This window comes from Pseudostreptobacillus hongkongensis (assembly GCF_001559795.1).
Lineage (GTDB): Bacteria > Fusobacteriota > Fusobacteriia > Fusobacteriales > Leptotrichiaceae > Pseudostreptobacillus > Pseudostreptobacillus hongkongensis.
Map to the genome: position 1 here is coordinate 1 of NZ_LOHY01000011.1, position 18048 is coordinate 18048.

Sequence of the window (18048 nt, forward strand, 5' to 3'; positions counted from 1 at the left end):
GTTAATTTTAAAGGGTTTGTTGATATTTTTCAACATTTTTTTCTTTTGTTAAAAAATCAAGAGTATTCTCAACCCTTGATTTTTAGATGCTTTCTTTATATTTAAGTATTTTTGCATTTCAAATTACACGTTACCTTCATTGATGTTTTTTTTAATTTCCTAAATTAAATTTATACTAAAGTCCATCCTAATAAAGCAATGATTATTTCGTATTCAGTTTGTTGGTACATGTTCTAATTTAGGTCTATATATTATATATTTTTTGAGACATTTTAATTTTTAATTGAAATAAATGTTACTGTTAATAAGTATTTATTTTTACTTATTAGCAAATATTTTTAAAAGATAATAGAAATGATATATAATTCATTTAAAAATATTATATTTTAAGAAAAAAAGCATCCAATAAAGACTTATATTAAATCTATCTACAAATGATAGTTCTGAAGTCATAAAATTAGATACTTTTTATTTTTAATATTATAATCCCTTAAATTTGCATATACAACCATTTATTTTGTAATTTATATTTAACTTTAGTTAGTATTTAATTTTTTTTACTAATTCTTCTAAATTTTGAAGTTTTTTAGTTAAATTTTCAATTTCTAAATCATCATTACTATAACTTATACCAAATTGATAAGATAATCCTAAACCAACTGAAAATTGAACTTTAGTATTAATTGAACTGTTTAGTCTAGCAATTACATTTCCATTTGGATCACCACCACTAATTCCTAAAGCAAAAGCATGTTCTCTACCATACATTCCATATCCAAATGAAATATTTAAAAGTCTATCATCACTAATATTAACTTGTGGTAAACTTGAAATTGCAATAGCACTTGCTATACCAGCATTAGCTTTAATACTTTTTTCATTTATATTATCAAATAACTGTAATTTTTCATTTGATTTTGTTAAATCAATAGTCTTTAATTTCTCATCTATCAATTCTTTAGATTTGCTATCTGTTAAAAGTCCTTTTTCTTCTAATTTTTTAGTATAAATATTGACATCTATATTACTAGCATCTTTTTTTTCTAAACTCATTAATCTATTATCAATTTTAGAACTTTTCATGTAACTATTTTCAAGTATTTCTTTTATATTTATATCTGTTATTAATTTCTTATCTTCTTTTCCTAAACTTAATACTTTAATATACTTATCTACATTTATATTATCTCCAGAAATATTAGATTTATTATCAATTTTTTCTTCTACTTCTTTTTTATTATATAAAGAACTCAAATTATCATGTAGCTTTTCATCTGTAATTAAATTAGATTTTGATAACATATTCTTATATTCCCCAACATTAATGTTACTAGAATCAGTTTCTGCTAATTCCTTATTATCTAATATATTACTTAAATGCTCTTTTGTAACATTACTTTTTAATAATGATTCATCTTTTAATTTAGCATACTCTCCCTTTTCTAATAAGCCAGAATAATCATGATTAGATGTTCTATCATTTATAAGTCCATCAATTTTACTTTTATTATATATATTTTCTCCACCATTTAGGTAATTATATAATATTTTACCACTTATTAAATCATTAGAAGTTGAGGCAATTTTACCTATAGTTAATAATTTTAGTGCTTGATTTTTTAAAGTTTCATCATCACTATTTGACAAATCTTTAAATAAATATGAACTAAAATCATTATCAGTATTTTTGTTATATAATATATCTTTAAATTGTTTTAGAGTTATAGCATCACTTTCATTTAAAGCTCTCTCAACATTTACTATACGTCTAAGGTGGGTATTATTCCCAATTGATAATGAATTATCTACTGATTCAGAGTTATTTCCAAGAACAATAGAATATGATTTCGTTTCATCTATTCTTACATTACTACCAAATATGTAATTAAAGCGCATACCTTCAGGATAGTTATCGCTATTTATAACACCTGTATAATCTTTAGGTCCATAGAAATCTTCACCATACCAATTATTTGTTCCAAAATTAAATGAATCATAACCAACCATATAATTACTATCACCTATGGTATATGTTGGATACTTATTATATAAACTAAAACTTTTATTATTTTTACCTAATACAAATGAATTATCACCTTTTACACTATTATCTTCACCCATACCTATAGAATATGCTGATCCATCTGTCATACCATTACCTATAGCTATAGCTCCTTCATGTTGGGGATAGTTTACAAACCCTATAGATACATTATTCCCACCAATATTTGGACTATTTGTTATACCTATAGCTACCGAATTATCATTACCTGTACTATTCTCATTTCCTATTGTAACAGAACTATTTTTTCTTATTGTATTATTGTTTCCTATAACAACATTATTATCTCCTGTTATTGTATTGGGATTACCTTTAATAATATTATTTTCTCCACCGAAAGATATATCAAATAAAATTAGTGATATTAAAATTAAATATTTTTTCATAATAGCCCCCTATTTAATTTTTCTCTTTATTAAATTTTCTAGTTCTGCTATTTTTTTATTTAATTCATCTATTTTACTGTTTCTATTATTAACTTTAACATTAGGAATGGCAAATTGATATGCACCACCTACACCTATACCAAAGCCAGCTTTTGTATTAATTGATGTATTTACCTTATATACAAAACTTCCACTAGGTTCTGTTCCACTAATTCCAAGTGCAAAAGCATGTTCTCCTGAATACATACCATAACTTACTCCAATATTAAATAATTGATTATTTGTAGTATTTATTTGCGTTAAACTTCCTACAGCTATAGCATTTGCAACACCTGAAATGGCTTTTTCTGATTCTTGATTAGCTTTAGTCAACTTTTCTTCTAAAGAAGATATTCCTATTTTAGAAAACCTGTCTTCTAAATATGACTTTAATTTAGTATCAGTTATCAATCTATTTTTAGGATTGTTTAAATCACTACTATCACTTAATTTTTCAACATATTTATCAACTTCTATATTACTTCCATCTTTTTTAGAATATTGTGATAATTTCTCTTCTAATTTTGTATTATTTGTATAATTAGAAGTCAAATATTCATTAATTTTTGTATCAGTTACTAAAGATCCAGTTGGATTTAAAATATTAGACCCATTACTCAATTTTTTAACATATTCAATAATGTTTATATTTTTAGCATCTTTATCTGCTTTTAAATCAAGCTTTCCATCAACAATATTTTTATTTAAATAATTCTCAGTTAAATATTTATTAACTATTTTATCTGTAACAAAAGAACCTTTAGGAGTTTGTATATTGGCACCTTCACTTAGTTTTTCAACATATTTATCTACCTGTATATTACTTGCATCTGTAAAACTAACTTCTTTATTTCCTAATTTATCTAATATATATTTTTTATTCAATTCAGATTTCTTTAAAACTTCATTTTTAAAATTATCAAAATCAGTTTTCTTTACAAAATTACTTGTATCAATACTTCCAGAATTATTAGATAAATTTTGAATTTTTGTATCTATTTCAGCTTTAGTGTATGTATAATTAGATATATAGTCATAAGCTGTTTTACCTGTAATAAAATTAGTATCACTATCTGAAATTGTTCCTTTATTTAAAATATTTAATAATTTTTCTTTAGCTTTTACTTCATCAATATTAGAAAAATCTTTTTTTAAATATTGACTTAAATCTACTTCATTATTAGCCATAGTTTCAGGTTGTGAATTTTTATTATTTTTAATTAAAGTTTTAGCTTGACCTAATGTTATTACATCACTATCATTTTGAGCTTCCGCAACATTTACTATTCTCCTTTTAGATATTGAATTACCAATAGATAGTGCATTACTTACAGCTTCACTTCCACGTCCTAATACAATAGCATCCGTTACATCATTATTTACCTTTACATCACTACCAAAAATGTATATATCTCTAGAAGTGGCATTTTCAAAAATATTTCTACTTCCAAATACAAAATTAGAGTTCCCTTTTACATTATTTTTCTCTCCAATTACATAATTTTTTTCACCTGAAATATTATTTTCTCTACCACTAACTACTGAATGATTACCTTGATTAATATTTCCATACCCAAAACTAATTGAATATTCACCAGTTATATTCTTAGTACCAAAAGCTATTGATTCTTGTCCTGTAGATTTATTTTCAAGACCTATAGCAATACTTGTAGAACCTAGTGCCTTATTTTTTTTACCTATAGCAATTGAATTGCTCGTATTAGTTTCATTTTCTATTCCTATACTAACTGATTTTTCACCAACTGCTTTATTATTATTCCCTACTGCAACAGCATCATTTCCATTTGCAACATTATCAATACCATCTGCTATTGCATTATCACCTTCTTTACTATTTTCAGCTAATAATATTAAAGAGAACATTGAGAAAACTAAAAATATTTTTTTCATAATAACTCCTTCTTTCCTAATTCTAACTACTGCTTCTAAGTTATGAGCTCTTTTTCTTAAAAAGTTTCTTTCTTTACTATTCAATCTATTCTACTTCATAAATTTTTCACTTTTATTGTACCATAATATAAGTTCTTTTGCCAAATAAAAAGGATATTTTAAAAAATAAGTAAAAGAAATGAAAAAGAACATGTGGTTAATAAACATATAATAGTTTATTAGTACATGTTCTTTTCTTTAATTAGATAATATTCTCATAAATTGATTTGGATGTATCGGATTTGATATACTTCCATCTCTTAAATAATCTATTCTACTTTCATTTTTAGGATCTGGATTATATTCCTTTATTACTACATGATCTCCTTTTGCACTATAAAAGTTTATTTCTCCTATTACTCTACTTCCTTTATAGTTTCTTACTTCTATATCCCCATTTGGCCATAATCTTGTAGACTGCCCTTCTAAATAGCCATCTACTACATTTGACTCTATTATCAATCCATTGTATAAATATTCCTTAAGTCTTCCATTTATTTTTCCGTTTTTTCCATAGTTAAAGTATAATATATCTCCATTATTTCTATATAATATAGCTTTTCCTTCTCTTACATTTGATTTATAATTAAACTCTAATCTATCATTATTTTTATAATAAAGTATAGCTTTACCATTTTTTAATCCCTTTACATAATTAGAGACTTCTTTTGAACCATCTAATAAATATTCTACTGCCTTTCCTTCACGGACTTGTAGAGTATCTAGTGTATATTCACCAGATACTCCTTGTCCATTATATTTTCTACCATTTTCTGCTAGATAATCTCCATTTGAATCTACTCTACTTACTTCAGAACAACTTATAGCAAATAGACCCATCATCAAAAATATTAAACCTTTTTTCATTATAACATCTACCTCCTATTTAGTCTTTTCTAAAGCTTCTAATCTCTTCATTAATTGTTCGATTATAGCTTTATTTTGTTCTTGTTCTTTTCTGTATTCTTGAATCTCTTGTTTATATTCAGCATTTTCACGTATAACATCTTCAAGTTTTTCTTTAAGATCTATTATATCATTTCTATGAGTATCATTATCACGAGTATTTTTATCAAATTGATATCCAATTCCTATTCCAAATGAAACATGTCCTTTTGTATTTAATGCTCCACTTGCTTTATACACTAATGATCCTCTATGATTTAATCCACTTAGTCCTAATGCTATTGCAGTCTCTCCTCTATGAACTCCTACTGAAGCTGCAATATTATGTCTATGCATTCCTATATTACTTACTTGTGGAAGATTTGCCATCGCTACACTTGAAGCTATTCCTGCATTTAGTCCTTTAATTGCATTATTTAATTGTGATCCATTTATTGCATCTTGACTTGTGTTGCTTATTTCTCCAGGTGCTACATTTGTTATCTTAGTATTTCCTGCATCAATTCCTTCAGAAGATATAGTTACTACTGGTTTGTTTTCTCTATTTCCTATCTTAATTGAATCAAATTCTGGATTTTGACTAAATTTAATATTTACTGAATCTTTACCTGTTGTTGTAACAACATTTTTACTACTAAATTTAGTTTCATTATTTGCATCTTCTTTACTTACTTTATCATTACCTAATATTGAAAGTTTTGTTCCTAAATTTCTATGTACATCATCACCAACATTTGCTCCAAAGTCAAGTCCTGCTTTAGATAATGTCTTCAGATCATCTAAGTTTACCGCAGTATTTAATTTCTTATCATCTTCAGTACCGATTAAACCTTCTACAACTTTTTTATCATCTGATTTATTTGCATCTGTTTTAATATCGGCTGCTTTTAATCCACTAGCAACATTACCTAAACTTTGTGGTGTTCCTATTTCATTAGGTTTTGAATTTGGTGCTACAAGGTTAGTCTTGACATCCTCAACTTTAACTTCATCTTTAGTTGCATTACCATTTTTATCTACTAAGTAGAACTTATCACCTTTCTTAACTATAGGGTTACCAGCTTTATCTGTATATGTAATAGGTAATTCTTCTACATCTACTTTTACTGTTGTTACTGTTTTAACCTTTCCAGAAGCATCTATCACTTCTTTTGTTGCAAGTTTTACATTTGTATTTTTACCGTCAGCAAATCTTAATTCATCATTAGGATTTAATTTTTCATCTTCATTTTTGAAATCAGCTGCTGATAATTCTTTTTCACTTTTTCCTACAACAAATCCTGATTTTTCTAAAGCATCTGCTACTTGGTTTCCTGTTACAAACTTAGTTCCATTATTTGGTTTGTTAGTTGCTATCGGTGTTGGTGCTGGTTTACCTGTTTGAGTTATAACATTTCCTTTATCATCAACATCTGTAACATTATAGACTTTTCCATCTTTTGCTATAATTCCAGCTGGTTTTGCACCATCTTTAGGTTGCCCATTTGTTCCTATATCTGCAAGATTATAAGCTTTATTTCCAACTTTAACAAGTTTTGTTCCATCTGCTTTTATTATTTCTGTTGGTGTTATTTCTCCTGTTTCCATTTCAAATGTTAATGTTCTTACACCATTATCATCAGTTTTACCACTTACTTGTATTCCATTCTTACCAACGAATTTAACTTCATTTGAATTTCTTACTTGATCGTTATATGCTTTACTTGTATCTCCTGTTGTCTTATCAGCTGATACTACCCATCCTAAATTTTGTAAATCTCCAACTGTTGCAGCATTATTTGGTTTTGATTTTTCAAAGTCTATAAGACCAGATTTACCAACATTTTCTGGTTTTTCTACTGATGTAGCATTTTCTTTTGGTTTACCATTAGGAAGTACATCTCCCTCATTATACCATTTACCATCATTTGCTATTTGTTTTCCTTCTACTTTAGCAAATGTATTAGCTCCATTTGCAATATTTCCTAATTGTGTAGGTGTTGTAGTTTGTTTGTTTGGTTCAGTATCAGTATTTGAAACATTAGGATTTACAAGATTTGCTTGTATATTTTCCTTAGCTTCTGGTTGTTTATCTAGTGCACTTCCATCAGGATTCTTATATGTTTTTTCTTTTTCATCATAAACTTTTCCATCAAGAGCTTCTGGATAATAGAATTTACCATCTTTACCTTTTACAACTACTTTTCCAGATTCATCTGTATATGTAATAGGCAAGTCAACTACATCTACTTTTACTGTTGTTACTGTTTTTACTTTTCCTGTCGCATCAATTACATCTTTAGTGGCAAGTTTTACATTTGTATTTCTTCCATCTGCAAATCTTAATTCATCATTAGGATTTATCTTTTCATCTTTATTTTCAAAATCTGATTCTCTTAATCCTTGATTTTTACCTACTATAAATCCTGATTTTTCAATAGCATCTGCTACTTGGTTTCCTGTTACGAATTTAGCACCAACATTTTCTTTAACTTTTGCTATTGGTGATGCACTATCTTTAGGTTTTCCATCTGCATTTAAGTCTTTATCAGCATAAACTTTTCCATCAACTATAGTACCTATTGGATCTTTTCCAGCTTTAGGTTTTCCATTTGTATCTATATCTTCGGCATTATACACTTTATTCCCTATTGTTACAACTTTTTTATCAAGTTTGTTGTCATCTGGTTTAACTATTTCTGTTGGTGTTATTTCCCCTGTTTCCATTTCAAATGTTAATGTTCTTACACCTTTATCATCAGTTTTACCACTTACTTGTATTCCATTCTTACCAACAAATTTAACTTCATTAGCATTTCTTACTTGATCGTTATATTCTGTTCCTAAATTTCCAGTAGTTTTATCACTTGATACTACCCATCCCATATTTCTTAAATCGCCAACTGTTGCTGCATTATTATCAGATACTTTATCATTAATTAAGTTTACTAAACCTGCTGCTTTATTATTTGCTCCTGTTATTTTATCTAATCCACTCTTAACATTTCCTAATGTACTTGGATCTGTTGTTCCTGTTTTATCTGTTGCTGCATTTGGATTTACTAAATTAGTTTTTATAGCATCTTTTGCAACTTCTGTTGGTTGTGTTGCTGCTGTACCATCTGCATTTTTAAATGTTTTAGTTGTTGGATCAAATACTTTCCCTGCTAAATCGCTTTCTTTATAGTATTTTCCATCTGCTGCTTTTACTACCTTATCTCCAGCTTCATTTGTATATGCTATTGGTAAGTCTTTTACATCTATTTGTACATTACTTACTTTTCCTTCTGCATCTGTTGTTACTACAGCTCTTGTATTCATTCCATCTACAAAGTTTACTGTATCATATGGTTTTACAAAGTCACGAGCTTCCCCATTATTTTGTAAGTTCCATCCTGCATTTAGTACATCTCCTACTGTTGCTGCATTGTTTTTAATAGCATCTACATTATTAGGTGCAGTTGCATTAATTTTTGGTGAAGTTGTATCTTTTTTAGCACCTTCTAAGTTTCCAGCTATATTTTTTAATGTAGTTGGATTCTTAGTTCCATCTGGTCCATTTACTGATGTTATTACATCACCTTTATCTACTTCTTCTCCTGTTCCATCTGCTTTTGTATTAAACTTAGTTGTTCCATCTGCTTGTTTTATTGGATATACTTGTGTTCCATCTGCTTTAGTGTATACAACTGGAATAACTGAATTATTAGTTGATAATTGATCATTTACTTCTACAGTTATTGTTCTTACATCACCATCAGTTTTTCCACTTACAGTAGCTGTTCCTTTTCCGACAAATCTTACTTCATTTGCATTTTTCACTTGGTCTGAATATTCTCCTGTTCCATCTGTTGTCTTATCAGATGATACTACCCATCCCATTTTTCTTAAATCTCCAACTGTTACTGCATTATTATCAGATACTTTATCATTAGTTAAGTTTAATAATCCTGCTGTTTTATTTGTTATACTAGGTGTAGTTCCTCCTGTTGCATCTTTTATTGTATCTAATCCACTCTTAACATTTCCTAATGTACTTGGATCTGTTGTTCCTGTTTTATCTGTTGCTGCATTTGGATTTACTAAATTAGTTTTTATAGCATCTTTTGCAACTTCTGTTGGTTGTGTTGCTGCTGTACCATCTGCATTTTTAAATGTTTTAGTTGTTGGATCAAATACTTTCCCTGCTAAATCGCTTTCTTTATAGTATTTTCCATCTGCTGCTTTTACTACCTTATCTCCAGCTTCATTTGTATATGCTATTGGTAAGTCTTTTACATCTATTTGTACATTACTTACTTTTCCTTCTGCATCTGTTGTTACTACAGCTCTTGTATTCATTCCATCTACAAAGTTTACTGTATCATATGGTTTTACAAAGTCTACAGCTTTTCCATTTCCTTGTAAGTTCCATCCTGCATTTAACACGTCTCCTACTGTTGCTGCATTGTTTTTAATATCATCTATATTAGTAGGTGCAGTTGCATTAATTTTTGGTGAAGTTGTATCTTTTTTAGCACCTTCTAAGTTTCCGGCTATATTTTTTAATGTAGTTGGATTTTTAGTTCCATCTGGTCCATTTACTGATGTTATTACTTCATTTTTAGGAACTACTGTATCTCCTGTTCCTTTTCCATCAGGTGTTGTATGATATTCTATACTTCCATCATCTTTTTTTACGGGGTATACTTTTGTTCCATCTGCTTTTGTATAAACAACTGCTGTAACTGAATTATTTGTTGATAATTGATCATTTACTTCTACTGTTATTGTTCTTACACCATTAACTGTTTTACCACTTACAATAGCTGTTCCTGTTCCAACAAATTTAACTTCATTAGCATTTCTTACTTTGTCGTTATAAGCTTTTCCTAAATTTCCAGTAGTTTTATCACTTGAAACTACCCAACCCATATTTCTTAAATCGCCAACTGTTGCAACATTATTATCAGATACTTTTAATTTATTTGTTGTATCTTTTTCATCTAAGTTTACTAAACCTGCTGCTTTATTACCTGCTCCTGTTATTTTATCTAATCCACTCTTAACATTTCCTAATTGTATAGGTGTTGTAGTTTGTTTATCTGTTGCTACATTTGGATTTACTAAATTAGTTTTTAATGGTTTTGTTGTTGTATCTACTTTTGTTACTGATGAGTCATCATCATTTAATGGATTACCATTTGAATCATATTTAGTTACTGGTGTTATTCCATCATTTTGTAATGGTTGTCCTTTATCATTTACAACATAGTAATTATTTCCAACTTTTGATACTGGTTTTCCATCTTCATTTGTATATGTAACTGGTAATCCTGTTACATTATATGTCACATTACTTGTTGTTCCATTTTCATCTGTAGTTACTACTGCTGTTGTATTTCCACCATTTATAAAGTTTACTGTATCGTATGGTTTTACAAAGTCACGAGCTTCGCTATTATTTTGTAAATTCCATCCTGCATTTAATACATCTCCTACTGTTGCTGCATTATTTCCAGAATTTTTAACAATATCTGCTGCTTCACTAGCAGTATATGGTGCTTTATTTGTTACTGTTACAGGAGCACCATTTTCTATTACATCTGTTCCATCAGGATTTTTTACACCACCTGAATTTGTACCATTTGGATCTACTACTTGTTTCAAGTTACTTCCAACATTTGATAATGTTGTTGGTTTATTAGCTGTAACTGAATTAAGTGTAGCTTTTACTTTATCACTAGATGTATTTGCAATAGGCGTTGCTACTACTGCAGGATCTCCATTTTCTTTTACTTTATTTCCATTAGCTAATTTTGTTGTTCCTGCTGGATATACATCTCCATCAATTACAACTGATCCTTCTGGATATACATTTCCATTATAAACAACTGCATTTTCTGGATAGAAGTTATCTCCTATTTTTCTTAATTTGTTTCCATTTTCATCTGTATATGTAATTGGAGAGTGACTATTTTCTATAGTAATAGTACGTACTCCATTTACTTCAGTTTTTCCTGTTACAGTTAGACCATTTTTACCAACAAAGTTTACTTCATTAGCATTTCTAACTTGATTACTATAAGAATTTCCTTCAGCTGATACTACCCATCCCATATTTTTTAAATCGCCAACTGTTGCAGCATTATTATCAGAAACATTTGGAGTATTTAAGTTTACTAAACCTGCTGTTTTATTAGCTAAGTTAGGTGTTGTAGTTCCATCTGGATTTTTTATAGTATCTAATCCACTCTTAATATTCCCTAATGTAGTAGGATCTGTTGTACCAGTTTTACCTGTTTCTGGTTTTGCATTTACTAAATTAGTTTTAACATCATTTACAGGAGTTACTGCTGTATTATTTGCATTTAATGGATTTCCAGCTGTATCGTATTTTGTAACTGGGTTTCCGTCATTATCTAATACATTTCCTGCTTCATCTGTTTTATAATACTTATCTCCTACTTTTGTTACAGGATTTCCTGAATCATCAGTATATTTTATTGGCAATCCAACAACGTTATATCTAACTTTACTTACTTTACCTTCTTCATCTGTTGTTACTACTGCTTTTGTATTTATTCCATCTACAAAGTTTACTGTATCATAAGTTCTTACAAAATCTTTTTCCGTTCCATTATTTTGTAAGTTCCATCCAGCATTTAATACATCTCCTACTGTTGCAGCATTCTTTTTATCTACTACAGTTGAAGTATTAGGTAACTCAGCTTTTTTAACTGGTTCTGATTTATTAGTACCTGGATATACCTTATTTTCTGTATTAGTTAAATTATTATTCAATCCAGTTACTTTTCCATTTGAAACTACTGTAGTTCCTGTAGTTACAGTATTTAATGAAATATCATCATTTAAACTATATTTCATTGTTCCGTTTTTCTCTATTGTAAGAGTAGTATTCTTACCATTTCCAAAAGTTTGTTGTATTGCTTTATTAAGTTGAACTTGTGTTAATGCATCTTTCATACTAATAGTAATATCTCTACCATTTTGTCCTATTGTAACATGTTCCCCTGCTATAAATTTTACAGTTTCTCCAGCTTTTATAGGTTGTGGATCAGTATTTCCAGTATGAGTACCACTAGTTGCACCAGTTGCAACATTCCAATACATATTATTCAAAGTATTTGCTAATTCACTTGCTTTTACTAATCCATCAGTTGTAGGCGTAACTACTTTTCCAAGTGTAGCACTTCCTGTAGTATTATCTATATTTAATGTTGCTATTTTAGGTGTGAAAGTTAATTTTTTATCACTTGCTTCAACTGTCAATAAATCTGTATTTGAACTTACTACTGCTAATCTTTGGTCATGTAATCTAACATCTCCAATTCCTGTATTCCCTTTAAATGCTAAGTTTACAGATTTTAATTGAGCAACATTTACTGCATCTGTATCATCAGTTCCTGCTGCTAAATTTACAATTTGTCTAGTTGCAGTTGAACTTCCTACTGAAACTGCACCATTAGCACCTGATATTTTTGAGTTATCTATATTATTTTTTAGATTTTCATAAACATTTGTACGTGCACCATCAACATCCCCATCTACACTAATTCCAGTTTTAGTTCCTTCTACAGAAGCTACAGAGTCAGTACCTAAAGCTATTCCACCTGCAACTGTAACACTAGCTTTTTTACCTATCGCTATACCTTTATCTGCTGTAACTGTTGCTTCTGATCCAATTGCTGTTGCAAAATTATTTTTTGCTTCAACTCCATAACCAAGAGCTATAGAGTCTTGCCCTTTAGCTTTAGAAGCAACCCCTAATGCAGTTGAATTTTCCCCACTAGCTTCTGTTGTCACTAATGTAGTTGTTCCAGGTTTTATAGCTGATGTTCCTAAGGCAACTGATGATTTACCAGTAGCTTCTGTATTATATCCATAAGCTGTTGCATTTTCTGCACTTGCTTTAGATTTATTACCTGTTGCTGTTGCATTTGTAGCTGTCGCAGTAGCAGCAGGTCCTATAGCTATTGAACCTGTACCTGTCGCTCCATCGTTATAACGGTTTCCTTGTGCATCTGATTTAACTGAGAAGTATTTAATTTTATCTCCAACAAATCTTTCTATAATTGCATTAAGTTGTGAACCGTTTACTGCATCTGTTGAATTTTCTGCAATACGACCGGCAGCAACGTGTTTTAATTGTCTTTCTGCTCCTTTTTTACCAAATGAAACTATATCTCCAGGAGATGTATTTTCTCCTCCTGCCCATTTGAATGTATATGCAATATTTGCAATATCAGCATCTGATACAATTTTCCCATCTTTATTATAACTTACAGATAATTGACGTGTTCCCATTATAACAGGATCAGATGTTGTTACATTATAACCTGCATCTTGATAGTTAGCATCTCCTGCAATTGAACCTGTTCCTATAGCTACTGAGTTTTGTACAAGAGCTTGCGCTCCAGTACCTAAGGCAAGAGAACCAATAGCATTTGCACGAGAACTTGCCCCAAATGCAGAAGCTAAATCCCCTTTAGCTAATGAATGTACCCCAACTGATGTTGAAGCATGACCGTTTTTATTTTGGTTATAATCTAGTTTTTGAATATTCATCGTAGTTCCAGTCAATGTTGCATAAGCATCGGCAATAGTTCCTGTTTTATCTTCTAATGTTACATAACTATATCTACGAATTACTTGTTGATTATTAATTGTTTCTGTTATATCTTTAGTATATGTATCACGTACTCCATTACTATCTTGTTTTTCACTTATAAAGCTAGTTTGTTGGTTTGAAGCAGAAACAACATTTGCTCCACCTATCATTATAGATGAATCTCCTTTTGCTTTAGTTGCTTGTCCTATAGAGATCGCTCCTTCTTTACCAGAAGCTTCTGATTGATATCCTATAGCAACGTCTCCAAGTTCTGCAAATGAAGCAGTTCCTGCAGCTATGGCATAAGAGCCGTTAGCACGAGAACCCATACCTATTGCAACTGCTGCTTCTGCATTCGCTTGAATTTGAGAACCAGCACCAATTGCTGTTGCCCCAAAAGCTCCTTTACGTATTAAAGCGTTAGTACCTATCGCTGTTCCTAATGGTGTTCCTGAATGAGCTTGTAGCCCTAATACTACTGAACCATCTTGTGCATAAGTCGCTTTAAATGCTGTATCTAAAGCAGTCCCAACAAGATATTTATAAGTATCACTAATTGTTCTATCAGATATTGTTGCATCTTGATTATGGTCTATTGTTTCTGTAACAGCAAAATTTTCTCTTGTTGATTTATAATATTTTTTCTTTGCAAATTGAGTTATATCATTTCCACCTAAAGCAACTGCACCCATACCAGCAATAGTTTGTGCCCCTATTGCAACAGATTGGTCACCTACAGCACGTGCATTACGACCTAAGGCTATTCCTTCATTAATTTCTACATTTGTGTATCCATTTGTTCCACCAGCTATTCTTTGAAAATCAGTATTAACATCTTTAACTCCAAAAGCTTTTTTTAATACTTCAACATTGGTGTCAACATCTGTACCATTATCCGTAGGCATACCATTAACATCTAACTTTCTAAATCCTGTTCCGGCACCTGCTCCTAATGCAACAGAAGAGTTTGAAGAAATATTATTTTGTTTTACTCCTGTATAAGCACCAGTACCTATAGCTATACTTCCTCCATCATTCCCATTACGGCTAAGACCAGCTCTATCACTTCCAGAAACCGCTCCAACTCCAATAGCTATATTATAACCATTACTACCTTGATCTCGAGTTTCAGCTTCTCTACCTAAAGCAATATCAGAATGTTTTTTTGCTTTACTTTTGTTACCAAAAGCCATTGCCGTTTCAGCACTTGCAACGCTACTCATTCCGATGGCATAACTATCGTTACCTTGCGCTGTCGATCCAGCTCCCAATGCTACAGATGTAGCACCACTTGCTTTAGATGCCCAACCTAAAGCAAGACTATTATTATGGCTTGCAACAGATTTATACCCTATAGAAATAGATCTAGGCGCACTTGCCATGCTTTCCGTTCCAATGGCATAACTATATATATTTTGCGCTTTAGCTTTATGACCTAATGCTATAGCATCATTTAAAGTTGCTTCTGCTTCTTTACCTAAGGCTATACCATTATTTCCACCTACTTTTGAGCCTATACCAATAGCTACTGCATTATCAGCATTAGAAACAGCTCCATTACCTATAGCTACAGCATTTGTATTTTTTGCTTTTGCCTTGAAACCTAAAGCAATTGTTTCACCTGCAGATGTTTCAGCTTCTCTACCAACAGCAATAGCATTATATCCGTCAGCTTTTGAGTTTCTACCTATTGCTAATGCCCCATCGTTTCCTGTTGCAATAGCTCCATTACCTAAAGCCAAAGAGTTATTATTTCCTTCAGATCTTGCTCCTTTTCCTATAGCAATATTATTATTTGATGTTGTTTTACTATCGTTTCCTATCGCTATAGATTCATAATTATTAGTAGTTGCATTTTTCCCTATTGCTATAGATCTATCTCCATTTCCAACCGAACCTTCCCCTATTGCCACAGAAGTCGTACTACCTGTTCCATTATCATTTAATGCTCCATAAGCCACATTTGAACTTAAACTTATCGCAGCTAAACCAAACATTGATAATGAACCAGTTATTAAAAAGTGTATCATTAGTGCTTGTGTAACACTTAACTTATTTTTTAACCATCTTTTAAATTCTTTATCTTGATTATTTTTCAAAATTTCCTCCCTTTCCTCAGTATATTAATTACTGAATATTATCTTCATAAATTCATATTACATTTTACAACGAATATAAAAATTTTTCAACTTAGTTTTGATTTATTTTTCTTGCTTGGTGAATATTCATACAATGTTGCATTTGATATTTTAGTTTACCGTTTCCTTAGATTTATATTAATTTTACCAAATTTATTTCATTTAATATTATTAAATTTAATTTTAGACATTAAAAGTGTTTTGTCAAATTTGTTTATACTCTAAAATCTCCACTCTTTTATCCTTTCAAATTTAATATTAATTATATGTATATATTGTAGCACCCCCCCCCGTTAATTTTCAAGTCTAAATCCTTAAATTTATATTAGTTTTACTGAATTTATTTCATTTAATATTGTTAAATTTAATTTTAGACATTAAAATCGTTTTGTCAAATAACAGGGAACATTGCCACTTTTAAAAAATTTCATGTTATGAAACAATTTCTTGCTTTTTTAATAACATAATAAAAATACATCACTACTATTTATTTTTTATTAGTGACGTATTCTAAAACTTTTACTATTATTTTCTAATTCCTAATTTTTCTATTAATTCTCTATATTCATCAAGATTTCTATTTTTTATATAGTTTAATAATCTTCTTCTTTTACCTACTAATTTTAATAATCCTGCTCTTGAATGAACATCTTTAAAGTGAAACTTTAAATGTTCTGTTAAATGAGATATTCTTTCTATTAATATTGCTACTTGTATATTTGCTAATCCTGTATCTTTAGAATCTTTACCAAATTCTGTAATAATTTCTGCTTTTGTTTTCATTGCCATTTTATTTTCCCCCTAACATATATTATCTAAACCAAGCATATATTTGGCATTAAGTATATAATTAAAATTGGGAAAGACCTAATTTAAAAAGAATGGATAATCCCCCTCTAATTTAGGATTATATATTTTTTGAGACATTTTCATTTTTAATTGACATTAAAAATACTATAATAGTGTATTTATAAAAATATTATAAATAAAAATAGGATTAAAAAAGAACATGTACCTCCAAACTGTTTTTATTTTTTCTGTCCAGTTTGTTGGTACATGTTCTAAAATTAAAATCCTATTTTCACAATCTTTTATATGTATTTTATTATAAATTACATTACAATATGCTATTTTAAAGTATTTTTATTATCCCTTGTTAAATGGAATATATAACATTGTAGAGTATTAATATATTGTACCACCAATAATTTTTGAGTCTTCTTTTTTTCTATAATCTATTGTAGTTTCGATTATACTAAGCAATCCTTTAACTATATCCTCAATTTTCATACTAGGCTTATCCATAGTTTGAGTAGGTAAATAAGGAACATGTATAAATCCTGCTTTTATATCTAAATTATTCTTGTTAATATGATATAAAGTATTATACATAACATGATTACATACATAAGTTCCTGCAGTATAGGATATTCTTGCTTCAATATCATTATCTTTTAAATTATTTATTATAGCCTTAACAGGAAGTGTAGAAAAATATGCATTTTCCCCATCTAGTTTAATAGTATTATCTATAGGTTGATAATTATTATTATCGGGTATTATAGCATCATCAAGATTAATAGCCACACGCTCTATAGTAATTCCGTTTCTACCTCCAGCTTGACCTACAAGTATTATTATATCTGGGCTATATTTTTTAATATTTTCTATTAGCTTATCTACATTAAATACTACAGGAATTAATACTTTATATATATTATTCCCCTTTAATTCATTAGGTAATAATTTTACACTTTCCCATGAAGAATTAATTTCATCTTTACCAAAAGGTTCAAAACCAGTAATTAATATATTCATATAACATCATCCTCCTTTACAACATTATACTAAATCAATATATATTTGTCTATTAAATATTTAAATAAGTCAAAAACTCTAAATTATAAAGGGTTTAAATTTTATTTGTATGTTACTGGTATACTACATTGAATTATTATGAAATATAATTTATAATAT

At 29.3% G+C, this 18048-nt stretch carries 6 protein-coding genes; all 6 read right to left on the reverse strand.

Annotated features, from left to right (window positions below; translation table 11 throughout):
- Positions 1-540: 540 nt before the first annotated feature.
- The gene (locus AYC59_RS00485; RefSeq protein WP_066894090.1) at positions 541-2448 is read right to left on the reverse strand and encodes a YadA-like family protein; all 1908 of its coding nucleotides are present in this window, start codon (positions 2446-2448) and stop codon (positions 541-543) included.
- A gap of 9 nt (positions 2449-2457) precedes the next feature.
- Entirely contained in the window at positions 2458-4482 is a 2025-nt protein-coding gene (locus AYC59_RS00490; RefSeq protein ID WP_066894093.1) for a YadA-like family protein, read from the reverse strand.
- A gap of 153 nt (positions 4483-4635) precedes the next feature.
- The gene (locus tag AYC59_RS00495) at positions 4636-5304 is read right to left on the reverse strand and encodes an MORN repeat-containing protein (protein WP_066894096.1); all 669 of its coding nucleotides are present in this window, start codon (positions 5302-5304) and stop codon (positions 4636-4638) included.
- Between the two features lie 15 nt (positions 5305-5319).
- Entirely contained in the window at positions 5320-16032 is a 10713-nt protein-coding gene (locus AYC59_RS00500) for a YadA-like family protein (RefSeq protein WP_066894099.1), read from the reverse strand.
- Positions 16033-16596: 564 nt separating this feature from the next.
- The gene (rpsO, locus tag AYC59_RS00505; RefSeq protein ID WP_066894102.1) at positions 16597-16860 is read right to left on the reverse strand and encodes a 30S ribosomal protein S15; all 264 of its coding nucleotides are present in this window, start codon (positions 16858-16860) and stop codon (positions 16597-16599) included.
- 396 nt (positions 16861-17256) lie between these two features.
- The gene (gene pcp, locus AYC59_RS00510) at positions 17257-17889 is read right to left on the reverse strand and encodes a pyroglutamyl-peptidase I (protein ID WP_066894105.1); all 633 of its coding nucleotides are present in this window, start codon (positions 17887-17889) and stop codon (positions 17257-17259) included.
- Positions 17890-18048 lie beyond the last annotated feature (159 nt).